The 23333-nt window shown below is 66.5% G+C and carries 21 protein-coding genes; 6 read left to right on the plus strand and 15 right to left on the minus strand.

The genetic code is table 11. The features are described from left to right. Window positions 1-6: 6 nt before the first annotated feature. Window positions 7-3264: a helix-turn-helix transcriptional regulator gene (locus VMD50_RS00800; RefSeq protein WP_325423958.1), complete on the minus strand. Its 3258-nt coding sequence runs from the start codon at window positions 3262-3264 to the stop codon at window positions 7-9. A gap of 214 nt (window positions 3265-3478) precedes the next feature. On the opposite strand from VMD50_RS00800, the gene VMD50_RS00805 reads away from it, so the two are divergent. After that, entirely contained in the window at window positions 3479-3733 is a 255-nt protein-coding gene (locus VMD50_RS00805) for an antitoxin (RefSeq protein ID WP_325423890.1), read from the plus strand. Continuing rightward, a complete protein-coding gene (locus VMD50_RS00810) occupies window positions 3730-4167 on the plus strand; it encodes a type II toxin-antitoxin system VapC family toxin (protein WP_325423892.1) in 438 nt (145 codons plus the stop codon). Before VMD50_RS00805 ends, VMD50_RS00810 begins: the two co-directional genes overlap by 4 nt. A 174-nt stretch (window positions 4168-4341) precedes the next feature. Here VMD50_RS00810 and VMD50_RS00815 read toward each other — a convergent pair whose 3' ends face one another. The 4 genes from VMD50_RS00815 to ligD all read right to left on the minus strand — a co-directional run bounded on the left by VMD50_RS00815 (window position 4342) and on the right by ligD (window position 11419). Continuing rightward, entirely contained in the window at window positions 4342-7602 is a 3261-nt protein-coding gene (locus VMD50_RS00815) for a helix-turn-helix transcriptional regulator (protein ID WP_325423960.1), read from the minus strand. A gap of 233 nt (window positions 7603-7835) precedes the next feature. Beyond that, window positions 7836-8903: an ABC transporter ATP-binding protein gene (locus tag VMD50_RS00820; RefSeq protein ID WP_325423962.1), complete on the minus strand. Its 1068-nt coding sequence runs from the start codon at window positions 8901-8903 to the stop codon at window positions 7836-7838. 599 nt (window positions 8904-9502) lie between these two features. Further along, window positions 9503-10039, minus strand: a complete 537-nt coding sequence (locus tag VMD50_RS00825; protein ID WP_325423894.1) for a PE family protein — start codon at window positions 10037-10039, stop codon at window positions 9503-9505. 339 nt (window positions 10040-10378) lie between these two features. Beyond that, on the minus strand, window positions 10379-11419 hold the full coding sequence (gene ligD / locus VMD50_RS00830) for a non-homologous end-joining DNA ligase (RefSeq protein WP_325423896.1): 1041 nt from the start codon (window positions 11417-11419) through the stop codon (window positions 10379-10381). Between the two features lie 25 nt (window positions 11420-11444). On the opposite strand from ligD, the gene VMD50_RS00835 reads away from it, so the two are divergent. Continuing rightward, window positions 11445-12527, plus strand: a complete 1083-nt coding sequence (locus VMD50_RS00835; RefSeq protein ID WP_325423898.1) for an ATP-dependent DNA ligase — start codon at window positions 11445-11447, stop codon at window positions 12525-12527. On the opposite strand, the gene VMD50_RS00840 is transcribed toward VMD50_RS00835, so the two are convergent. Together VMD50_RS00840 and VMD50_RS00845 are read right to left on the minus strand one after the other, a co-directional pair. Then, window positions 12518-12901, minus strand: coding sequence for a hypothetical protein (locus VMD50_RS00840; RefSeq protein WP_325423900.1), 384 nt, complete (start codon window positions 12899-12901; stop codon window positions 12518-12520). The two genes, VMD50_RS00835 and VMD50_RS00840, sit on opposite strands and share 10 nt — an antisense overlap. Before the next feature lie 206 nt (window positions 12902-13107). Continuing rightward, on the minus strand, window positions 13108-13437 hold the full coding sequence (locus VMD50_RS00845) for a hypothetical protein (protein WP_325423902.1): 330 nt from the start codon (window positions 13435-13437) through the stop codon (window positions 13108-13110). Between the two features lie 106 nt (window positions 13438-13543). On the opposite strand from VMD50_RS00845, the gene VMD50_RS00850 reads away from it, so the two are divergent. Together VMD50_RS00850 and VMD50_RS00855 are read left to right on the plus strand one after the other, a co-directional pair. Then, window positions 13544-13993 carry a hypothetical protein gene (locus VMD50_RS00850; RefSeq protein ID WP_325423904.1) on the plus strand — a complete coding sequence of 150 codons (450 nt, stop codon included), beginning with the start codon at window positions 13544-13546 and terminating at the stop codon, window positions 13991-13993. Window positions 13994-14046: 53 nt separating this feature from the next. Next, window positions 14047-14415, plus strand: a complete 369-nt coding sequence (locus tag VMD50_RS00855; RefSeq protein ID WP_325423906.1) for a hypothetical protein — start codon at window positions 14047-14049, stop codon at window positions 14413-14415. A 93-nt stretch (window positions 14416-14508) separates the two neighbouring features. Here the strand turns inward: VMD50_RS00855 and VMD50_RS00860 are convergent, their stop codons facing one another. The 6 genes from VMD50_RS00860 to VMD50_RS00885 are packed head-to-tail and all read right to left on the minus strand — an operon-like array spanning window position 14509 to window position 20383. Continuing rightward, a complete protein-coding gene (locus VMD50_RS00860; RefSeq protein WP_325423907.1) occupies window positions 14509-15738 on the minus strand; it encodes a cytochrome P450 in 1230 nt (409 codons plus the stop codon). 30 nt (window positions 15739-15768) lie between these two features. Next, complete coding sequence (locus VMD50_RS00865; RefSeq protein ID WP_325423909.1) at window positions 15769-16674, minus strand: haloalkane dehalogenase; 906 nt, start codon at window positions 16672-16674, stop codon at window positions 15769-15771. 1 nt (window position 16675) lies between these two features. Beyond that, window positions 16676-17170, minus strand: coding sequence for an NUDIX hydrolase (locus VMD50_RS00870; RefSeq protein ID WP_325423910.1), 495 nt, complete (start codon window positions 17168-17170; stop codon window positions 16676-16678). A gap of 8 nt (window positions 17171-17178) precedes the next feature. Further along, window positions 17179-18534 (minus strand): WS/DGAT/MGAT family O-acyltransferase, encoded by a 1356-nt coding sequence (locus VMD50_RS00875; protein ID WP_325423912.1) that lies wholly within the window; start codon window positions 18532-18534, stop codon window positions 17179-17181. A gap of 41 nt (window positions 18535-18575) precedes the next feature. Continuing rightward, window positions 18576-19652, minus strand: a complete 1077-nt coding sequence (locus VMD50_RS00880; protein WP_325423914.1) for an SDR family oxidoreductase — start codon at window positions 19650-19652, stop codon at window positions 18576-18578. Window positions 19653-19684: 32 nt separating this feature from the next. After that, window positions 19685-20383 carry a nitroreductase family protein gene (locus VMD50_RS00885; RefSeq protein ID WP_325423916.1) on the minus strand — a complete coding sequence of 233 codons (699 nt, stop codon included), beginning with the start codon at window positions 20381-20383 and terminating at the stop codon, window positions 19685-19687. Between the two features lie 199 nt (window positions 20384-20582). Here VMD50_RS00885 and VMD50_RS00890 point away from each other — a divergent pair, with 199 nt between their 5' ends. Next, window positions 20583-21047, plus strand: coding sequence for an adenosine-specific kinase (locus VMD50_RS00890; protein WP_325423964.1), 465 nt, complete (start codon window positions 20583-20585; stop codon window positions 21045-21047). 16 nt (window positions 21048-21063) lie between these two features. Here the strand turns inward: VMD50_RS00890 and VMD50_RS00895 are convergent, their stop codons facing one another. Beyond that, the gene (locus VMD50_RS00895; protein ID WP_325423918.1) at window positions 21064-22866 is read right to left on the minus strand and encodes an AMP-dependent synthetase/ligase; all 1803 of its coding nucleotides are present in this window, start codon (window positions 22864-22866) and stop codon (window positions 21064-21066) included. Between the two features lie 80 nt (window positions 22867-22946). Continuing rightward, window positions 22947-23330, minus strand: a complete 384-nt coding sequence (locus tag VMD50_RS00900; protein ID WP_325423920.1) for a DUF1330 domain-containing protein — start codon at window positions 23328-23330, stop codon at window positions 22947-22949. Window positions 23331-23333 lie beyond the last annotated feature (3 nt).

Below are 23333 nucleotides of genomic sequence, written 5' to 3' on the forward strand. Positions count from 1 at the left end.
TTGCCGTTATGCCTGGCGCGCCGCCTCCTGGGCCAGTTGCACCCGCGAGGTGAGGCCGAGTTTGGCGTAGACGTGAGTGAGGTGGGACTGCACGGTGCGCGGCGAGACGAATAGCCTTGTGGCGATGTCGTTGTTGCCGAGCCCCTCGCTTACCAGTCGGACGACGTCGCGCTCGGTGGGGGTCAGCGACGCCCACCCGCTGGCGGGTCGTTTGCGTTCACCGCGGCCACGCTGGGCGTAGGCGATCGCCTCCTCGGTGGACATTGAAGCGCCCTCGGCCCATGCGGAGTCAAAGTCCTTCTCGCCCATGGCGTCGCGAAGCGTCGCCACCGAGGGTTCGCAGCCGGCGTCGTAAACCTTCAAGCGGACCAAGCCCATGCGCTGCCGCATGGCGTGCGCCACGCCGAAGAGGCGAGCGGCTTCGCGGTGACTGCTCGCCTTACCGGCCAGAACGGCGAGGCATTCCAAGAGGTCGGGCATGAGCAGGCACGCGTTGCTTCCGGCGGCGATCGCTAGCGCGTCGTGTGCGTCGCGTTCGGCCTGTTCCGGCTCGCCCTGCGCGATCGCGACTTGGGCGCGTGTGGTCAGCGTTATCGCCAAATAGAAGCCTGTCGAGGTCGTAACACCTTCGTCGGCCCAGCGGCGAGCCGCGACAAGATCCCCGTCCACAAGCGCGGTCTGGGCGTTGTAAGCGCGCCCCGCCGCCGCCGTTAGGGGCAGGGCACTCACGCGTGCCCAGGCCGCCTCGGCCGCATCCCTCGCCGTCGCGGCATCGCCGGCTGCTAGGGCCGCGGTAGCCAACGCATGATAGGCGGCACCCGCTTTAATTCCGCCAAGCTCGGCAGATGCCTCGACGGCCGCGTCAGCGGCAGCCCGGGCCGCAGGAATGTGACCCTGAAACGCCGACGCGATGCTCAGGAATGCGAGGCTATCCGTCCGCCAGATCTCATCGTGAGCGGCCGCGGCCTCGTCGGCCACCGCGGCGAATCGTGCTACCGCTCCGGCCAGATCACCCGTGAATACCTGTATCACGCCGAGACTCCAGCGGCACCGCCGCGCGTTGAACCGGTCGCCGATCGCGTCTGCGAGATCGACCCCTTCTTGACCGGCTGCACGCAAGGCGATGGGGTCACCCGCGGCGAACGCCAGGACCGCCTGGCAAGTGAGGATGTGGCTGAGCCGCCACGGGTCGCCCAATTCGCGAGCCAGACCGATCGCTTCGCTTAAGTACGCTCGGGCCGCCTCTGCGTTGAAGTAGCTGGCGATATAGCCGCGGGCGGTAAGCGCCCGCGCCAGCAGGGCCGGGTCATCGGCCTCGCGGGCAATCGCCAGGGCTTGCTGAGCCTGATCCGGGCTGTCGGCGGCGCCTGCCCACAGACCGAGCACGGCGCGGTCGGCGAGCGCCCGCGCCCGCACCACACCCGCCACCTCGGGATGCTGCGCATAATCGTCGGCGAGTGCTGTGTCGAACCAGGTCAGCCCTTCCAGGAGGCGGCCCCGCGCGAGCCACAGCGGCTGCAACGATGACGCCAGCGCCAACGCCAACGCGATGTCGTTGTTCTCCCTGCTCCAGGCGAACGCGGCGCGCAGATTGTCGATCTCGGTTTCGGCCTGTTCGAGGCGCTGCTCATGATTACCGCCTGCTGGCGCGTCGAGCAAAGCGGCCAGCGCGGTGTAGTAATCGCGGTGACGCGATCGCACAGCATCGGCCTCCCCGGACTCCCCGAGTTTTTCCAAGGCATACTGGCGCACCGTCTCCAGCAGCCGATACCGCGTTCGACCCCTTAGGTTTTCAGCGACGATTAATGATTTGTCGACGAGCAGGGTGAGCTGATCGAGGACCTGGTGGCGCTCAAGCCCGTCGGCGCCCGCGACCGTCTGGGCCGCGTCGAGATCGAAGCCGCCCAAGAAGGCGGCCAGCCGGCGGAACAGCAGGCGTTCGGTGTCGGTGAGCAGGGCGTGTGACCAGTCCACCGAGGCGCGCAGCGTTTGTTGGCGGCGCACCGCGGTACGCGCCCCGCCGGTCAACAGCCGGAAGCGGTCATGCAGGCTGTCGAGGATCTCGGTCAGCGACAACGCCCGCACCCGCGCGGCCGCCAACTCGATTGCCAGCGGCATGCCGTCCAGGCGTCGGCAGATCTCGGCCACGGTCGCGACGCTGTCGTGGGTGATGGTGAAGTCGGGCTGAGCCAGCCGGGCCCGATCGGCGAACAACTCGACGGCTTCATCAGACACCGATAAAGACGGCACCCGCCACGTCACCTCGCCGGGCACACCGATTGGCTCACGACTGGTCGTCAAGAACGTCAAACCCGGCGCCGAACCCAGCAGGGCGACGATCAACTCAGCGCACGCGTCGAGCAGATGCTCGCAGTTGTCGAGCACCACCAGCAGCTGACGGTCGCGGACAAACCGCAGCAGCGTGTCCATTGTGGAGCGGCCGGGCTGGTCGGGCAGCCCCAGCGCGCGGGCCACCACCACCGGCATAACGGCGGGATCGGTGATCGGCGCCAAGTCCACATACCAGACACCATCGGCGTATTCCGCCGCCACGTGGCTTGCGACTTCGACCGCGAGACGCGTTTTTCCTACCCCGCCCGCTCCGGTCAGGGTGACGATCCGATTCTCCGCCAACAGCTTCCGCACCTCCGCGATCTGCGGGCCGCGGCCCACAAATTTGGTGAACCGAGGCGGAAGATTTTGCACAGCAACACTTTTCGGCGTACGCAAGGGCGGAAAGTCGTTGCGTAGATCGGGATGGCACAGCTGCACCACCCGTTCCGGGCGGAGAACACCACGCAGCTCGTGCCTGCCCAGATCGGTCAGCCACACATCGGCCGGCAACGCGTCGGAAACCAATGCCTCGGTGACCCCCGACAGCACCGTCTGCCCGCCATGGGCCAGATCGCGCAGCCGCGCCGTCCGATTGATGGTGGGGCCGATGTAATTGCCCTCGTCGCGTAGCTGCACCTCGCCGGTGTGCACACCGATCCGCAAGCTAATCGGGGCTAAAGGCGCCCGCTGCAGCCCCAGAGCACACGCGACCGCGTCGCTGGCCCGCGCGAACGCCACCACAAAGCTGTCGCCCTCACCCTGCTCGACCGGCCGCACCCCGCCACAAGCGGCGACCAGATCCAATAATTCGCGATCCAGCCGGGCGAATGCGGCGGTCATCCCGTCGGAGTCGGTCTCCCACAGGCGCGTCGAGCCCTCCACATCGGCCAACAGCAGCGTCACGGTGCCAGTCGGCAAAAGCCCGCTCACGCCAAGATCGCTCCAGTTCAACAGCGGCATATCCGCGCGCGGATCAACCTCGCTCATGCTAGCCAGCATGCGGCCCCGCGACGAGCAAAACATCAGCGCAAACGCGTACTGTCGCCGCTTTTCAGTGCGGATTTTGCCCAGCTCAAACTGCCGCTACCAAGGACCCCGCTCGTTGACAGCATGGCATCGATACCAATGACGCTATGCTGTCAGTATGCGGACCACGGTGACACTGGATGACGACACGCTCGTGGTCATCAGGCGCCTGATGCGTGAACGCCAAATATCGTTCAAGCAGGCGCTCAATGATGCCATCCGGCAGGGTGCGCAACGGCGGCCGGCTCCCGAGGTTTTCGAAACGCGCACAGCTGATTTGGGTGTGCCGTCGGTGAACCTGGACCGAGCCCTGCAGATCGCGGGCGAACTCGAGGACGAAGAACTGATCCGGCGTCAGCGCCGCGGCGCATGAGGATCGTTGACGCCAACGTTCTGCTGTATGCCGTCAACACCGCCGCGGACCACCACGAGACTTCACGCCGCTGGCTCGACGGTGCGCTGTCCGGCGGCGACACCGTCGGCCTGGCCTGGGTGCCGCTGCTCGCATTCGTGCGATTGACGACTCGGCATGGGCTTTTCCCTTCGCCACTGACGACCGACGCGGCAATGGCGCAAGTACTCGACTGGTGCAATGCGCCAGCCTCCGTCATCGTGACGCCTACTCCGCGCCACGGCGACGTGCTGACCGGGCTGCTTTCGCAGGTCGGCGCGGGCGGCAATCTCGTCAACGACGCCCACCTGGCCGCTTTGGCGATCGAGCACCGTGCACGAATAGTCAGTTACGACAGCGATTTCGGACGATTCGACGGCGTGCGGTGGGAATCACCCGAGTCATTATTGAACTGACGGGACCTCGCTCGGCCGCAGCCGCTTCGGCTTCTTGGGGGAGTCACCGTGCTGGTCGCCACGCTCAACTTCATTTATCCAGCCTGCGGGCATCGGCCATGCGGCTTACTGTCGGGCGAATTATCACCGGTTCTCGGATAGACGTGCTTCGTCCCTCGCCTTTATCCCGGCGTTTCAGGGCTGGCGGGCCGCCTCTTGAGCTAGTTGCACCCGCGTGGTGAGGCCGAGTTTGGCGTAGACGTGGGTGAGGTGGGACTGCACGGTGCGCGGTGAAACGAACAGCCGTGTGGCGATGTCGTTGTTGCCCAGGCCTTCGGTGACGAGTCGGACGACGTCACGCTCGGCCGGGGTGAGCGAGGCCCAGCCGCTGCTGGGTCGTTTGCGTGCACCGCGGCCGCGCTGCGCGTAGGCGATCGCCTCTTCGGTGGATAGGGCCGCGCCCTCGGCCCATGCGGCGTCAAAGTCCTTCTCGTCCATGGCGTCTCGCAGGGCCGCCACCGAGGCCTCGTACGCGGCGTCGTAGACCTTGAACCGGACCGAGCCGATGCGCTTGCGAATGGCGTCTGCCGCGCCGAGAAGCCGGGCGGCTTCACGGTGACTGCCAGCATCGGCGGCCAGAGCGGCGAGGCACTCCAGGGTGTCGGAAATGCCCAGGAAGGCCTGCACTTCGGCGGCGCCCGCGAGCGCGTCGTGGGCGTCGTGTTCGGCCTGATCCGCCTCACCCTGCGCGATCGCCACGCGAGCGCGTGTGGTCAGCGCCCACATCAGGTGCCAGCCGGTCGTCGTCGCGACGGCGTCGTCGGCCCAGCGACGGGCCGCGAGCAGATCCCCGCCCGCCAGTGCGGCTTGCGCACCGTAGGCGCGCATTATCGCGGCGACCGCGGGCAGGCCACTGGGGTGCTGGTGAGCCGTCGCGGTCGCATTGAGCACCGTGTCAGCCTCACCGGCGGCCAGGGCCGCAACAGCCAACGCGGTGTTGGCGGCGCCCGCGGTAACCCCACCCAGCTCAGACGCGGCTTCGAAGGCCGCGTCGGCGGCGGCACGGGCCGCGCTGATGTCACCCTGCCACGCGAGTGCGAGGCCCTGATATGCGACGCTGTGCACCCTCCGGATGTCATCGTGAGCTGCATCGGCCTCGGACACCAGTTCGGCGAATTGCTTGACGGCTGCGGCCGGATCGCCCTGATACAGCTGCGCCGTCCCAAGGCAGAAGCGGCACTGGCGCGACGTCCACCCATCGCCGATCGAGTCGGCGAGGTCGCGTCCTTCTTGGGCGGCCGTGCGCGCCAGTATCGGAGTACCCGCCACGACCGCCGCCCCGAGTGCCTGCCAGCCGAGAAGCCGGCTGAGTCTCCACCGGTCGTCCAACTCCCGGGCCAGGCCGATCGCCTCGGCGAAGTACGACCGGGCCACCTCAGGACTGTTCCAGATGGCGATTGAACAGCAGGCGGCCAGCGCCCGGGCCAGTAGGGCCGGGTCGTCGATGCCGCGCGCAATCGCTAGCGCCTGTTGGGCCTGATCCAGGGCGGCGGCGGCGTTGACCCAGGTGTCGAGCAGGGCCTGGTCGGCGAGCGCCCGGGCCCGCACCCTGGCCGGCACCTCTATGTGCAGTGCGTCAATGTCCGCGAGCACGGCATCGAACCAGGCCAGCCCTTCCCGGACGCGTCCCCGCGCCTGCCACAGCGGCTGCCACGACGACGCCAGCGCCAACGCCAGCTCGACGTCGGAGCTTTCGCGGCTCCACCCGAACGCGGCGCGCAGGTTGTCGATCTCGATCTCGGCCTGCTCAAGGCGCTGCTCATAATCACTGCCTGCCGGCGCGTCGAGCAGGGCCGCCAGCGCCGCGTAGTAATCCCGGTGACGCGAGCGGATGGCATCGGCTTCGCCGGACTCGCCGAGTTTCTCCAACGCATACTGGCGCACCGTTTCGAGCAACCGGTAACGCGTTGCGCCGCTGCTGTTTTCCGCGAAGACCAATGATTTGTCGACCAGCAGGCTGAGCTGATCGAGGACTTGGTAGCGCTCCAGGCCGTCGGCGCCTGCGACAGCCAGCACCGCGTCGAGGTCGAATCCGCCGAGAAATGCCGCCAGTCGACGAAACAGGACACGTTCGCTTTCGGTAAGCAGGGCGTGTGACCAGTCCACCGAGGCGCGCAAAGTCTGCTGGCGGCGCACCGCGGTGCGCGAACCACCGGTTAGCAGGCGGAACCGGTCATGCAGGCTGTCGAGGATCTCGACCAACGACAACGCGCGCACCCGTGCGGCCGCCAACTCGATCGCCAGCGGCATCCCGTCGAGGCGCTGGCAGATCTCGGCCACCACGGCGGCGTTCTCGTCGGTCACGGCGAAACCGGCCTGGGCCAACCGGGCGCGGTCGGCGAACAACTCGACGGCCTCATCGGCCACCGACAGCGACGGCACCCGCCACGTCGCCTCACCGGACACGCCGATCGGCTCGCGACTGGTCGCCAAGAGCGTCAGCCCGGGGGCCGCACCCAGCAGGGCGACGGTCAGCTCGGCGCACACGTACAGCAGATGCTCGCAGTTGTCCAACACCACCAACATCTGCCGATCGCGGACAAACCGCAGCAACGTATCCATCATCGATCGGCCGGGCTGGTCGGGCAGGCCCAACGCCCGCGCTGCCGCGACCGGCACCAGGTCAGGATCGGTGATCGGCGCCAGGTCCACATACCACACGCCATCGGAGTAATTGTTCGCTAACTGGCCCGCCAGCTCTACCGCCAAGCGGGTCTTCCCCACCCCACCGGCACCGGTCAGGGTGACGATTCGGTTCTCCGCCAACAGCTTCCGTACCTCCGTCAGCTGCAGGACACGGCCGACAAAGCTGGTAAATTGCGGCGGAAGCTTGTGCACCGCAACACTTTTCGTAGTGCGCAAGGGCGGAAAGTCGTTCCGCAGATCGGGATGACACAGCTGCATAACCCGTTCGGGGCGGGGAACACCCCGCAGCTCGTGAGTCCCCAGATCGGTCAGCCACGCGTCGGCCGGCAACGTGTCGAGTACCAGTGCCTCGGTGATGCCCGACAGCACCGTCTGCCCGCCATGGGCCAAATCGCGCAGCCGCGCCGTCCGATTAATGGTTGGGCCGATGTAATTCCCCTCATCGCGCAGCTGCACCTCACCGGTGTGCACGCCAATTCGCAAGCTGATCGGGGCCAGCGGCGCACGCTGCAACTCCAGCGCACAGGCCACCGCATCCGAGGCGCGGGCGAACGCCGCCACAAAGCTGTCGCCCTCACCCTGTTCCACCGGCCGCACCCCGCCATGAGCGGCCAGCAGATCCGACAGCGTCCGATCCAGCCAGGCGAACGCCGCCGTCATCTGCTCGGGCCGCGACTCCCACAACCCGGTGGAATCCTCCACGTCGGCCAACAAAAGCGTCACCGTGCCCGTCGGCAAAAGCCCACTCACGCCCAGATCGCTCCAGTCCACCCCCGACAGGTCCACACGTGGATCAATGTCGCTCATGCTAGCCAGCATGCGGCCACCACGCGCCATAAAACATCAGCGCAAACGCGCACATTTGCCGAACGCGCACGCCGAATACATTGCCGCCGAAGATCGACTCGACGCGAATCTGTTTACTTCCCGACTTGCGTTCGAACGCAAGAAGTCGGGTTTCGGCGCTGACGCGGACCGCGTGCTTAGCGTTCCCGTGCGGCCGGAAGCGATGCCGTGTCGCTGTCGTGATCGTCGTAGTCCGGGTCGCCTGATTGACGGGCGGAGTCGCTGTGCGCGCCCTCGAGGTCGTCACGAATCGCCTTCTGCGCCTTCGGGGGCAGTGTGTGCAGCATCTCGCGCACTCGCGCTCTCCGGCGCTCCACAGCCTTACGCTCCGGCATACCCGGTGTGGCGACGACCTGCGGCGGCACTCCCTCGATGTCTTCGACACCACCGGCGTGCTGACCGGCGTCGACCATGGCCTGCTCTTCAGCCATCGTCGTCTCGTCCTTCTCCTCCGACATGCCGATCGGGCCGATGCGCCGCCCGTTGAGGAACTGCCCTACGACCGGCTCGTCGCTCGTCAGCAGCACTTCGCGCGGGCCGAACATCACGAGTCTGCGGCGGAACAGCATGCCGATGTTGTCCGGCACGGTACGGGCGACGTTGATGTTGTGCGTCACGATCAGGATGGTGGCGTCGGTCTGCGCATTGATGTCGATGAGCAGCTGACACAGATAGGCGGTACGCACCGGGTCCAGGCCGGAGTCCGGCTCGTCGCACAGGATGATCTGCGGGTCGAGCACCAGCGAGCGGGCCAGGCCTGCGCGCTTCTTCATACCCCCCGAGATTTCGCCCGGCATTTTCTGCTCGTCACCGCCCAGGCCCACCAACGCGAGCTTCTCCATCACAATGTCACGGATCTCGCTCTCCTTCTTCTTGGTGTGCTCGCGCAGGGGGAACGCGGTGTTGTCGTACAAGTTCATCGAGCCGAACAGCGCGCCGTCCTGGAACATCACCCCGAAAAGCCTGCGAATGTCGTACAGCTCCTTGGCGGTGCTCTTGATGATGTCCTGGCCGTCGATGACGATGGAGCCGCGCTCCGGTTCGAGCAGTCCGATCAGGGACTTCAAAAACACCGACTTGCCGGTCCCGGACGGGCCTATCAACCCGCTGACCTCACCCGGGGGGATGTCCATCGTGACGTCTTCCCATACTCGGGAAGGCCCGAACGACTTGCTCAGCCCCGCGACCGAAATTCCGATACCCATGTGGTTCTCCCCGCGAATTACCCGGCCAGCGCTCGTTGGCCATATGACCGGGATAACCGTTTCGGCGGCGCGCAACCACGCTGAGCTGACAATTCGCGGACTGACACCGCAATGCGAGGCGTGCCCTTCACATCTGATCGGCTAACGCGACAAGAGCCCGCTGCGCAGATATCGCTGTTACTTCTTTCCCTTCAGATCCGAATCACGGCTCGGCTGAACGCGTTTCGGCTCCCCTGGCATCTTCGGGGTGCCAAGCAGTTGACCGCTGTGCCGAGCACGACGGTGCGGAGTTCGACAACCCGATCGTGTTCGTCGACGAGCTGATTGACGGGACATCCACCGAGCGTCTCTCGATCAAGGCCGCGCAGGTGCCCGCACTCTTGCCCAGGCGCTCCCCGAGGCCGCCGACCAGATCGACGGGTGGACGCGATGAGTACGACATCAACCGAAGAGCGGGGGGACTCTCGGCCGCCGGAGGGCGAAGGCAGGGTTGCCATCGCAACACCGAGCGGTTGCGCCGGCGGCTTCGGACCCGGCCGGTGTTGGTCGATGATCAGCAAGGCTAATGCGGCTGCCGGTGCTGCGAAAACGCGCGTCGGCTACGCGACAAAGGCATTGATGATGGCGTCGAGCACGGCCTCGACGGCGAACACGCTGACAGCGGTGATCGGATATGTGATCGGCCATAGGAGAAGGACCAGCGCATCATCCGCGGCACGGCCCAACTGGTCCCACGCGAGGTTGGGGAAGGAGCCAAACGAGTGGACGAAATTGCCTGTCGAGGTATTGAAATCGCTCAGGCCGGCCTGGAAGAAATCGGAGAGGCTGGGGAATGTAGGCGTAAGCGTCGCGGCGATCCCGGACTCGGCGCTGACATACGACGCAGCGCCGCCGGTCAAGTTCTGCACAAACTGCTGATGAAACGCCGCAGCCTGCCCGGCCAGGGCCTGATAATCCTGGGCGTGCGCGGAAAACAGGTGGGCGATACTTGCCGACACCTCATCGGCGGCTGCGGGTATCACCGCGAGGGTCGGGGCCGCTGCCACCAGGTGGGCTGCGCTGACGTTCGAGCCGATGGTTGCCAAATCCGAAGCCGCCGAGGTCATCATCTGCGGGACTGCGATCACACAGGACATGTTGGTCCACCTACTAACAAGCCCCCGGGGTTGTCTGACGCGTGCAGCATAAGCCGGAGGTCCAGGGCGAAGCATGAGTAATCGACTACCTGTCGATTACTCATTCCTGGTCCGCACGCCAGAGTCGACAGCCCTACCGGCGTGCGTGGGCCAAGCGTGAACCACATGGCCTAGTTAAGTTAGGGCGACTGGGCCCCTTCGTCGTTTACGCCCGGGATCCTGGTGGCGAGTGCCTCCCTGGTGAAAGTTGAACTTCATTCCCTGCCGTCAGGGAGGTGCGACGTCAGGGTCCATTCGGGGGATTCGCCGCCCCCTTATGTGTGCTAGTCGGCGCACCGCTTATCTCGACCTGTTCTTCCCCTTCAGATCCGTATCCCGGCTCGGCTGAACGCGTTTCGGCTCCCCCGGCATCTTCGGATAGTTCGGCGGATACGGCATGTCGCCAAGCCCGCGCGCTTCGTCGGCGGCGGCCATCTCCAGCAACGGCGCGATCGACTGGGCCACGTCGTCCATCCCGGCCCACGGATCGTCCCGGCGCTTCACCAACCCGGGCACGGTCGCCATGGTGTAGTCGTCGGGATCGGCGCCGGCCAGCTCGTCCCACGTCAGCGGCGTCGAAACCGTCGCGATCGGCGTGCGCCGCACCGAATACGCCGACGCCATGGTGCGGTCCCGGGCGTTCTGGTTGAAGTCGATGAAGATGCGCTCGCCGCGCTCTTCCTTCCACCACGACGTGGTCACCGCGTCGGGCGCGCGGCGTTCCACCTCGCGGGCCAGCGCGATGCCGGCCCGGCGCACCTCGACGAAGTCGAAGTCGGCGGCGATGCGCAGGAAAACGTGCACCCCGCGGCCCCCGGAGGTCTTCGGGTAGCCGACCAACCCGAGTTCGTCCAGCAGCGGCCGCAGCACATCCACGGCCACCGAGCGCGCCTGCTGAAAACCGGTACCGGGCTGCGGATCCAGGTCGATGCGCAACTCGTCGGGATGGTCGGTGGCCGGGCAGCGCACCTGCCAGGGATGCAGCGTCACCGTGCCCATCTGCGCCGCCCACACGATGGCCGACGGGTGGGTCACCCTCAGCGCGTCGGCGGTGCGTCCCGACGGAAACGTCACCCGGCAGGTCTCCAGGTAGTCCGGACGGTGTTGCGGCACCCGCTTCTGGTAGATCTCCTCGCCGTCGATGCCGTCGGGGAAGCGCTGCAGATGGGTGGGCCGGTCGCGCAGCGCGGTCATCATCGGCCCGGGAGCCACGGCCAGGTAGTACTCGACCAGCCGGCGCTTGGTGCCCTGTGACCCCAACGCGGGGAAATACACCTTGTCGGGGTTGGTCACCCGCACGGAGATGCCGTCGACGTCCATTTCCTCCGCTGCAACCGCCACATGTTGATTCCAGCACAATGAATCAATGGACTTACCCGTCATGCCGCCGGTGTCGCCGATGCTCGCCAAGCCGGTGCGGTCGATCCCGCCAGATGCGTCGTATGAACCCAAATGGGACGGGTTCAGGTCCATCTGCTTCCGCGACGGCGACGAGGTCGAGCTCGGCAGCCGAAACGAGCGCCCGATGACCCGCTACTTCCCCGAACTGGTCGCGGCGGTGCGAGCCGAGCTGCCGCAGCGCTGCGTGATCGACGGCGAGATCGTCGTCGCCACCGAGCACGGCCTGGACTTCGAGGCGCTGCAGCAGCGGATCCACCCGGCCGATTCGCGGGTGCGGATGCTGGCCGAGAAGACGCCGGCTTCCTTCATCGCGTTCGACCTGCTCGCCCTCGGGGGCGACGACTACACCCGGCGCCCGTTCTCCGAGCGGCGGGCAGCCCTCGTCGGCGCATTGAAAACCTCCGGGCCCTCGATCCATGTCACCCCGGCGACCACCGATCTGGACACCGCGCAACGATGGTTCGAGGAGTTCGAGGGCGCCGGCCTCGACGGCGTCATCGCCAAGCCGCTGACCATCACCTATCAGCCGGACAGGCGCGTCATGTTCAAGATCAAGCACGAGCGGACCGCCGACTGCGTGGTCGCGGGCTATCGGGTCCACAAGTCGGGCGGTGACGCGATCGGCTCGCTGCTGCTCGGGCTATACACCGATGACGGGCAGCTCGCGTCGGTCGGCGTGATCGGCGCCTTGCCGATGGCCGAACGGCGGCGGCTGTTCGCCGAATTGCAGCCGCTGGTAACCAGTTTCGAGGCCCACCCGTGGAACTGGGCCGCGCACGAGGCCGGCGAACGCACGCCGCGCAAGAACGAATTCTCGCGCTGGAACGCCGGCAAGGACCTCTCGTTCGTGCCGCTACGACCCGAGCGGGTGGTCGAGGTCCGCTACGACCACATGGAAGGCGCTCGGTTCCGCCACACCGCTCAGTTCAGCCGGTGGCGCCCCGACCGCGACCCACGCTCGTGCACCTACGCCCAACTCGAGCAGCCGGTCACCTTCAGCCTCGGCGACATCGTGCCCGGCCTCGGGCCGGCCTCGGGTCACGCGTGAGGGCAAAAGATCCCGAGGATCTGCTGGCAGTTGTCCCTGTTGATGAGGCCCGGCCGCGCCGGCGGGGGCGGCGGTGGTGGGGCATCCCCCTCGAAGATCATGCTGGCAACGTTGCCCTGCCCCGGGTACACGTACCAGTACGTGTGGCAGACATTCGCGTCCCAACGCACCGGGTCCGTACGAAGATTGCCGGTCTGCACCGGGGGGTCGCTCGGGCACCAGTGGCAGGGGCCGCTCGGGTGATCGTTCGGGCAGCCGGGCCACGCGCCGCCGGGACTGGCCCCGACGGTACCCACGGTCAGGCCTAAACCGGCCACACCGACACCTCCGGCCACCAACGCAGTCGTTGCTGCCCGCGCGATTCGTCGCGTCATGGATCGAAAGTTGTTCACGATTGCCCTTTTCCGGTGGTGGGGCCCTGGTGGGCCGCGTTAGTGTGCAATTCGACATCGCCCGCGTTGCTACCGGTCCCAACTTCAGTACGCCGAGTGCGGGCCTCCAGGTATAGAAACCGCCCCTGGAATTCGTCCATAAGCCCGACGCTCGTCACTTCAGGACTACATCGCGGCGGCGGGCGCTACTACGGACACATGAATGCGATGGGTGGGCACCCTCGAGGCGTGATCGCTTCCGGCGGTGGATTGTCTCCGTCCCAAATTGACATGGGTCGGCCTTGGCTGGTCACGTTCCCCATCCCGTAGTTGGTGGGGTACCAGGTGTGGCAGATATTCCAATCCCAGTCGATCATGCTGTTCGGCACGTAGGGCATGTTCTTGGGATTCCCTGGGCACCAGTGGTGTGGACCGTCGGCGTGGGCGGTACCTGCGCCCAGCCCGATTCCGGCCACAGTCAGGCCGCCTGAAAGCAGCGCACCGGCAAGGATCGATTTCAGGCTGCGGATGCGGTCCATGGAATTTCCTTTCTGTTGCCCGGCCGTAGGTTATTGTCGGACACTTGCGAAATTCTTGCGGCGCTTCGCTACCGATTCTTCTCCGGCGCACGATTAAGCTGTCCTAATGCTGAATGTCGCGGCACTGTTTGTGGCGGGCACCGCCGCGCTCGACGACAGCGGCGCAATCTATGCCACCGAAATACCCACGACGTGGTTCCAAGTCGACAAATTCCCTTTGATGGCAAGGGTCCCCGTCGTTCTCGTCGTGCACGCCAAGGCCGGTGGGGACTACGACCCCGAACTTCATGTCGTCTGCAAAGACCCCGACGGCGTCCCGCGCGGGAGCCTTCAAGGTAGCTGGCATTGGCCGGACGAGGAAAACAGACCATCCAAGTACCGGTGCTTTACCCAAGACCTCGCGTTCTCGGTCGAGGCCGAGGGCGAGTACACCATCGGCGCCTATTTCGACGCGCAGGGCCACATCGAGATGTCCACACCCATCCCGATTTCGATTGCGTTGACCGCGGCCGGTCCGGCCGGCGATGACGGGGACAGCACGAGCGTTGAAGGTTGAACGCGAGTCCATTCACGCGTTTACCCCCCGCGGGAAGCGGGCACGCGAAAAGGATGTCAGTAACAGCGTTCAAGGACCTGCCGTTGGCCGATCGCGACCGCAAGTGGGACGGCAACGCCGCCGAGAAGCGCGTTCGCAAATGGGCCGGCGCACAGGACAAACCGAACCAGAAATACCGGGATGCCCACATCTGGTACGACAGCGGCAAGAAGGACAACTTCACCGCCTACAAGCTGCTGTTCGCCGACGTCGTCGGCGGCGAACTCAAAGCGGTGCCGCGGGGAATCATGATTGCCGGCGCGATCAGGGACGGCGCTCGCGGCGGCATCGAGTTGCCCAAGGCCGAAGTCGGCCGTGTCAAAAGCCACTTGGCGAAGTACTACGAAAAGATGGACGAGAGCGCGCCGTGGGAGCGCGGCTAGGTCTTGCCGGCGCCGGTGCGTGGCCCGCGAGGGTCCGCACTTGTACGCGAAACCCTGCGTGTCGTTGTACCGACACGCGCGCTCGCGCCCCAGCTAAACGGCGACCGTCAACTCCGCCAAACCGCGCAGCGTGACGTTCGCCTTGTAATGTGGTTCACCGGTCAGCCGCGCGTCCGGGAAGCGCGCGGTCACCGCCGACAGGGCGACACCGGCTTCCAGGCGCGCCAGCGGCGCGCCCAGGCAATAGTGAATTCCGCGGCCAAACCCCAAGTGCCGCAGGGTCCCCCGATCCGGGTCGAAGGTGTCGGGCCGGTCGAACTCTGCGGGATCACGCTGCGCCGCGGCGAGCAGGACCATCATGATGTCGCCCGCCGGCACGTCGACGTCTCCGATCGTCACGTCCGCGGCGGCGACCCGCCCGGCCAATTGCACGGGTGGGTCGTAACGCAGGGTCTCCTCCACGATCGCCGGTGCCCGAGCCGGGTCGGCGCCCAGGGCCGCCCAGTGAATGGGGTTCCGCAGCATGGCCAGGATGGCGTTCCCGATCAGGTTGACCGTGGTCTCGTGCCCGGCGATCAGCAGGAGATTGCAGGTGGAGACGATTTCGTCCTCGGTCAGTTGATCGCCGGACTCCTCCACCGCGATCAAGCCCGACAACAGGTCTTCGCCCGGCTCTGACCGGCGCCGCTCGATCAACTGGTGGAGGTAGCCGCGCAGCCTCCTCACCGCCTGCGTCCGCTCATTCACAACGTCCGGTGGCACACCGGTGATCGTCGAGAATGGGTCCAGCGCCTGCGCCAGCACCGCCGACGCCTGGCTGAACTGCGGCTCATCGTCGAGCGGCACACCCAGCAGCCGGCAGATCACCGCCACGGGCAGCGGATAGGCGAAATCCTTGACGACGTCGAACTCGCCCTTCTCGGCGATCCGATCAAGCAGTCGGTCCACCAGCGCGGTGATTTCGGGCTCCAGCGCATTCACCACTTTTGGCGAGAACGCCTTAGCGGCCAGCTTGCGCAGCCGGGTGTGGTCGGGTGGATCGAGGAACAAAAATCCCGGCGGGAACGGCCGCGGCTGCAACAAACCCGCCTCGAGCTGGCGCTTCGCGACCGTCGAGTTCATGTTGCTGCTGCTCGACGACGGGTGCCGCAACACCTCGTCGCAGTCTCGGTACGCCGAGAAAACGGTGAGGTTCGTCTGCGGCAGTTGCAGCGGTCCGAGGTCGCGACACTGCGCAAACAGCCGATACGGGTCGGCGCGGTTGGCCGGGTCGAGCAGCTGCAGCAGCAACCCCTGCGATTCGGCTCGGGCGACGGTCGTCATGCTCACATTCTGCCCGCACCGCCGGCCGGCTCAGCGCCGCAGAAACTCGGCGATGTGGTTGGCCAGTTCCTCGCCGGCGTCCTCCTGCAGGAAGTGCCCGGCGCCGCGGATCGTCGGGTGATCGATGCCCTGCGCGCCGCGCATCTCGCGTTGGAAGATCTCGGCCATCGGCCCGGTGATGGGGTCGCTGTCGCTGAAGGCGACCAGCATGGGCGTCGGGCTGACGGCCAGCTTGGCCCACGCCGCCTTGTTGGCCGCCGCGGCGGGGTCGTCCGGTGAGGTCGGCACCAGCCCGGGCATGGCGCGCGGCCCGGCGCAGTACTCATCAGACGGGAACGGCGCGTCGTAGCCTGCGCGCACCTCGTCGCTGAGCTGCTGGCGACAACCGCCCTGCACGAACCAGCCGATGTTCAGTTCCGGTGCCGTCGTAATGGCCTCACGGAAGCGCCACCAGACGTCGGGCATCGGCTGCTCGCCGTTCGGCAGACCGGTGTTGGCGACGACCAGCCGGGCGAACCGCTCGGGATGCTCGGCCGCCAGCCGCAAACCGATCAGCCCGCCCCAGTCCTGGCCCACCAGGGTCACGTCGCGCAGGTCGAGGACATCGAAGGCGACGGTCCGCATCCATTCGACCTGGCGCGCATAGCTGTGATCTTCGCGGCGGGTCGGCTTGTCGGAGCGACCGAACCCGACCAGGTCGGGGCAGATGACGCGATGCCCGGCGGAAACCAGTATCGGGATCATCTTGCGGTACAGGTACGACCAGGACGGCTCGCCGTGCAGCATGAGAACCGGGTCGGCATCCTCCGGCCCGTCCTGCACCCAGGCGACCCGCAGCGCACCGCCCTCGCCGTCCGATATTTCGCAATACCTTGGCGCATAAGGGAAGTCGGGTACGTCGTCGAATCGCTCGTCGGGAGTGCGCAGCGTTTGCATGTCATGTCCCTTCGTCTAGTCCCGCCACAGCCGGATGGGCCAGCAATCGATCGAGGAATGGGCGCTGGCCCTTGAGCAGCTTCTCGCGTGCCCGCGCAACCGTAAACCAGCCAACCCGGTCGATCTCGGGGAACGACCGCATCCGGCCCGATCCCTTCGGCCACTCCATCTCGAAAGTGTTGCTGTGCGCGTCGGTGACGTCGACGTCGGCCCCGACGGCGAAGGCGGTGATCATCTTGCCGCTGGGTTGTTTCAGCGCGCCGAGCTCGATGCGCTGCCCCGCCGGCACCGGCAACCCGAGCTCCTCGTGGAACTCGCGCCGCGCGACCGCCCAGGGGTCCTCCCCGTCGGTGTACTCGCCCTTCGGGATCGACCATGCGCCATCGTCTTTGCGGGCCCAGAACGGGCCGCCCGGATGCGCGATCAGGACTTCGGCGACGCCGTCAACGGTTCGGTACAACAACACGCCCGCGCTGAGCTTGGGCTTTGCCGTCATCAAGGCTGTCAGACCCCGACGGCGCGTTCCAGATCCTTGAGCGACGACTCCAGATGCGCGAGCAGGCGCTGCAGGTGCGGAACGCTGCGACGGCATCCGACCAGGCCGAAATCGAGGTTGCCGGCGTTGCTGATCAGGGTGATGTTCAGCGCCTGCCCGTCCAGGACGGCGGACAGCGGGTAGTTGCCGTCGAGCCGCGCGCCCCCGCAATACAGCTGCTCCTGGGGCCCCGGGACATTCGAGATGACCAGGTTGAACGGCGGCGATGTGGAATTCACCCAACCCGGAACCGCCGCCAGGGCCAGCGCGCTCATGTTCATCGCCGAGAGCGCCAGCGCCTGGACTCGGGGCAACTCGGAAAACACCTTCTTGTTGCTGCGCATCGACTCGCTGACAGTCTGCAGTCGCTCCGCGGGGTCGTCGGCGTCGGTGGCCAGGTTGCACAGGATCGCGCCGACGAGGTTGCCGCCGGCGTCGGCCTCGTCCTCTCTGCGCAGGCTCACCGGGACCATCGCGACCAGGGGCGTGTCCGGCAGTGCGCTCTGCTCGAGCAGGTAGTAGCGCAGCGCGCCCGAGCACATGGCCAGGACAACGTCGTTGAGGGTCACCCCGGCGGCCCGCTTGACGCTCTTGACGCGCTCCACCGACCAGGACTGGGCGGCGCACCGGCGGGCGCCGCCGATCTTGACGTTCAACATGGTGCGCGGTGCGCCGAAGGGCAGCGTCAGCTGCTGTTCCAGCAGCGCGGCGCGGGCCAGCGACACCGTCGAAGGGCCAAGCGCCGCAACCGATCCCGCCGTCCTGAGGAGCGACCCCAAGCGGGAGGTGGGACTGGACTTGTGCTTGCGTTTCGGCAGGCTCCACAGCGCGCGGATCTCGCGGTCGTCGGGGTCGTTGGACAACGAGCGCTGCACCAGCTTCTGCGCGGAAACGCCGTCGATCAGCGCGTGATGCATTTTGCAGTACATGGCAAACCGGCCGTCCTTCAGCCCCTCCACCACATACAGCTCCCACAGCGGCCGGTGGCGATCGAGGAGGCTGGTGTGCAGCCGGGAGGTCAGCTCCAGCAGTTCGCGGACCCGGCCCGGTGACGCCAGCGCCGAGCGCCGGACGTGGTAGTCGACGTCGACCTCGTCGTCATAGGTCCATGCCAAAGGGGCTATCCCGCCCAGGATCGTCGCTGGGTGCTTGCGGAACGTGGGCTGGAAGTCGTCGCAGGCAACCAGCGCGTCGGTGAACTCCCGGACGAAGTCGGGACCGGCGTCCGGTGGTGGCTCGTACAACTGCAAGGCCCCGACGTGCATGGGGTGTTCGCGCGATTCCCCCAGTAGGAAGACCGCATCGGTGGGCATCATCAGTTCCATCCACCAATTAGACCGCGAACTGGGGAGGACGCGAAGCGCTCTCAGAACATCGCCGCCGAGCCGACTTCGGGATGGCTGCGCATGTACTCCACGAGCCGATCGACGTAGCTGCGGAACGGGGGTGCCGCGATACCGCTGCCGGCGAGGTCGGCACGGCAGTGGTCGGTCGCATAGGTGGTGGGATGCGCGAAGTAGTCCACCGCTTCGGGAGGGATCCGCATCAAGCGGTAGAGCCCAGGAACGTGCGCCAGGGACGCCTTGGCCAGCCTGCGCGGCAATGGAACCTTGATGAGCTGCCGGCCCGTCGCCGCGGCGAGGGTCTCCGCCATCTCCTCGACCGTGAGCGGGTGCGGATCGGCCAACTGATAGGTCCGGCCCGTGGAGGCGGGAAGGCCGCTCAGATATCCGACCGCTTCAACGATGAAGTCGCGCGGGACCACGTTCACCCGTGTCGCCGTCGGGTCGCCCACCACCGGCAGGATCGCACGCCGGGGCTGTCGCAACAGCCACTGCATGATGAAGTAGGGCCCGTCGAACTTCTGTGTCTCGCCGGTGCGACTGTCGCCGACGACGATCGAAGGGCGATAGATCGTGGTCGGCATGCCCATGGCCAGGCGCCAGCGGACCTCCGACTCGGCGAGGTTCTTGGTCTCCTCGTAATAGTTGTTGAACGGCGCGCCGACCTCGAGGTCGTCCTCGGTGAACGTGCCCGGATAGCGGCCGCTGACATAGCAGGTGCTGAAGTAGTGCAGGCGGGTCAGCATGGGGCAGCGCTCAAGCGCGTCCAGCACGTTCCGGGTGCCGTCGACGTTGACCCGAACCGCCACGTCACGGGCAACGGCCAGGTCGTACGCGGCGGCGAGGTGCCACGCCTCGGTGACCCCGGCGAGGGCGTCCGCCGCGAGCCCCAGCCCCGGTTGGGTGATGTCCCCCTCGACGACCTGGATCCGGTCCTCCAGGAACGGATCGGCGGCGCTCAGTTCGGCCACCCGCCGCTCCGCGAGCGCGGCGAACTTGGGCTGCACCAGGCAGATTGCGGAACTGTCAACTCGTTTGAGGATGCCCGGCAGTAACGCGCTGCCGAGAAAGCCGGGGAATCCCGTCATCATTACGGTCATCGCTGCACCTCTCTAGTCGGGTCTGTGCGGTGTCACCGGCTTTCCCAGTGGTTCCGGTGAACGAACTCCGCAACGTCGCGACGCACCCGCAGGTAGGGCAGCGACACCACGGGGTGACCGAGCCGGACGGCAAAGGCGACCTTCAGCTCGCCGGGAACGGCGAGTAGTTGTTTGACCGCCTCTTCGACCGTGGGATTGCTCAGGACCGAAAGGACCTGAAAGCCGAGTCCGAGCGATTGCGCCATCAGCCACATGTTCTGCAGCACACAGCCCAGGCTCATCATCCCCAGCACGTCCCCCTCGGAGGCGGGGGCCCGCCTCGTGGTGTCGTACAGCACGATCAACAGGACCGGGCAATCGGGCATCAACCGATGCAAGGGGATCGCCTCGCCCCCCTTTCCCATGCGCGCCAGGTCACCCATCCACGCCGGGAGCGCGCCGGCGAAAAGACCAACCTCCTTGCGGCGCAACTCTTCTTCGGAGAAAGAGAGCAGTTGCAGGTGCTCGCGCAGGAATTCCTCGGAGAGCTGAACCGGTATCGCGCCGATCTCGTCAAGCACCTTCTGGTCGTCCACGACGACGATCTCGAAGTTCTGCATGTTGTGAGCAGTGGGACTCCACCGCGCGGCTTCCAGGACCTGCAGCAGGTCGCGTGCGGAGATCGGGCGGCCGCCGTCGAACGGGACCCGCAGGGATTGTCTTTTCTCGATGAGGTTGAGCAAGTCGTTCATCTGCCCTCTCCTGGGCCACCAGGTGTGAACTCGTCGCCCGACTGACGTTATCGATGGAGGGGCGTTGTTGAGATGGGTCTTTTGACCCGCCATGGCCGCCATTAGTCCTCGGCTCACACCGATAGGCGTAAGGCCTGCGTGGTGGGAACATGGGTCTGTGACTGCGACGTCGCTGGCCTGGGATGTGGTGTCCATTGCCATGCCGGACAAGCCGGAGGGTGTCAACGTCGTCATCGGCCAGGCACACTTCGTCAAAACGGTCGAAGACCTGCACGAGGCCCTGGTGGGGGTGAGCGCGTCGCTGCGGTTCGGGCTGGCCTTCTGTGAGGCCTCCGGGCCGCGACTGGTTCGCCGCACCGGCAACGACACCGAGTTGATCGAACTCGCGACTCGCGCCGCGCTGACCATCGCCGCCGGGCACAGTTTCGTGATCTTCCTGCGCGACGGGTTTCCCGTCAACGTCCTCAACCCGGTGAAGGCGGTTCCCGAAGTCTGCGGAATCTACTGCGCCACAGCCAATCCGGTCGATGTCGTCGTCGCGGTGACTCCGCGCGGTCGCGGCATCATCGGGGTGATCGACGGACAGACTCCCCTCGGAGTGGAGACCGACAGCGACGTGGCGCAGCGACACGAGCTACTGCGCGCGATCGGCTACAAGCTATGACGGGCGGCCTCCGGGATCACTGCGTGCCATAAATCGCCTCGATGTCGTTGGCGAACCGCGACGCCACCACGTCGCGCTTCACCTTCAGCGTCGGGGTCAACTCGCCGGTGAGCACGGTGAAGTCGACCGGCAGGATGCGGAATTTGCGGATCGATTCCGCATGCGACACAGCCTGATTGGCCCGCTTGACTGCCTGATCGATCTCGGCGACCAGGTCCGGATCGTCGATCAGGTCCGCGACGGAGGCGGTGGCCTCCTTGCCGTGGTGCTGCTTCCACACCTCGAAGCCTTCGGGGTCTATCGCGATCAGTGCGCCCACGAACGGCCTGTTATCTCCGACCGCCATCGCCTGACTGATCAGCGGGTGGGCGCGCAGCTGATCCTCCAGCCCGGCCGGAGCGACGTTCTTGCCGGCCGCGGTCACGATGATCTCCTTCTTGCGGCCGATGATCGACAAGAATCCGTCGTCGTCCACCGATCCGAGGTCACCGCTGTGGAACCAGCCGTTGACGATCGCCTCCTGTGTGGCGGTGTCGTTATGCCAGTAGCCGTTGAACACCACACCGCCGCGCAGCAGCACCTCGCCGTCGTTGGCGATCGCCATGCTGTTGCCCGGCAACAGCCTTCCCACCGTGCCGACCCGCTCCTCACCGACGCGGTTGACCGTGATCGCGGAGCTCGTCTCGGTCAGGCCGTAGCCTTCGTAGACCGTGAGTCCGGCGCCCCGGTAGAAGTGGCACAGCCGCTGGCCCAGCGGGGCTCCCCCGGAGACTGCCGCATGGCAGTTGCCGCCCAACGCAGCGCGGAGCTTGCGGTACACCAGCCCGTCGAACAGGGCATGCCGGACCTGTAGCAGCCGGCCGGGGCCTCCGGTGTCCAGAGCCGTGCTCCACTCGATGGCCGTACGGGCGGCGAGCTCGAAAATCGGGCCGCGGTGACTATCTCGGGCACTCAACTCCGCTGCGTTGTACACCTTTTCGAATACCCGGGGCACCGACACCACCACCGTGGGCTTGAAGACGGCGAGCGTGGGCACCAGGTTCTTGATGTCACTCGTGTAGCCAATCGTGACCTTGTTGGCGAACGCCGACATCGACAGCGAACGCGCCAGCACATGGGCGAGCGGCAGGAAGACCAGCAACCGTTCGCCCTCGCGCAACAGCGTCGGGAAGCACGCTGCGGCGCCGCGCGTCTCGTACAGCAGGTTGGAGTGCGTCAGTTGGCAGCCCTTCGGACGGCCGGTGGTGCCCGACGTGTAGATCAGCGTGGCGGGATCGGCGGGCCGCAGCCCCGCAAGCCGCTCGTCGAGCCGGCCGACGTCCACCGCCTTGCCCGCCTCGGCCAGCTCGTCGAGCGCAGCCGGGCCGTTTGACTCGAGATGCAAGATCCTGCGCAGATTCGGCAGCTCGGCGCTGAGTTCCTTGACCAGTTGGCCGTGCGCGTCGGTCTCGGTGATCACCACGACAGCGCCGGAGTCCTCCAGCACCCAGCGCACCTGCTCGGGCGATGACGTGTCGTAGATCGGGACGGTGAGTGCGCCGACGGACAGGATCGCGTAATCGAGGATGACCCACTCGTAGCGGGTGGCCGACAGGATCGCGACCCGGTCACCGGCCTGCACACCCTCCGCGATCAGGCCGAGCGCGGTGGCACGGATCTGCTGGGCGGCCTCCGCGCAGGTCACGTCGGTCCACATACCGTCGACGAGGCGCTGAAAGATCACATGATCGGGGTTGTCCCGTTCATGGGAGTACACACTGCTGACGATGCTGTCGTGGTCTCCGACGGTGAAGCTTGCCGCGACGCTGAATTCACGCATGATCTTAAGACGCTAACCGCCTTGACGGTGGGCTTCCTAGTGGTCGAAAGTCCCGGCCTCGAGAGTCCATTGGCGGCTGATCACACCGCGAGCGACCATGTCGACGTCGCGATCAGGTCGCCCCGCTCCAGCGCGTCGGCGCGATGCTCGTGGACCTGCGCGTACTCGGGTGTCATCACCATGTCGATGAAAGCCTGCGGGGTCGGGTACTCGACGATGAGAATCGCGTCCCACCAGGGCCGCTCCCCTTCGCCGATCACGACGGCGGGCGCGGTGCCGGCGTAGCGGACCGTGGCGCCGACGCGTTCGAGGTGCGGCGCGACTTCCCGCCCGTACCGCTGGTAGGACTCCAGACCGCCTGACGTTTTGAACTTCAGCAGGTTGACCATCAGCACCGGCGTGTCCGCCGGGCGTGCGGTGAGCGCGGCGAACTGTTCCGCGGTGGGCCCCAACGTTGTGCTCACGTG

Source organism: Mycobacterium sp., assembly GCF_035506235.1.
Lineage (GTDB): Bacteria > Actinomycetota > Actinomycetes > Mycobacteriales > Mycobacteriaceae > Mycobacterium.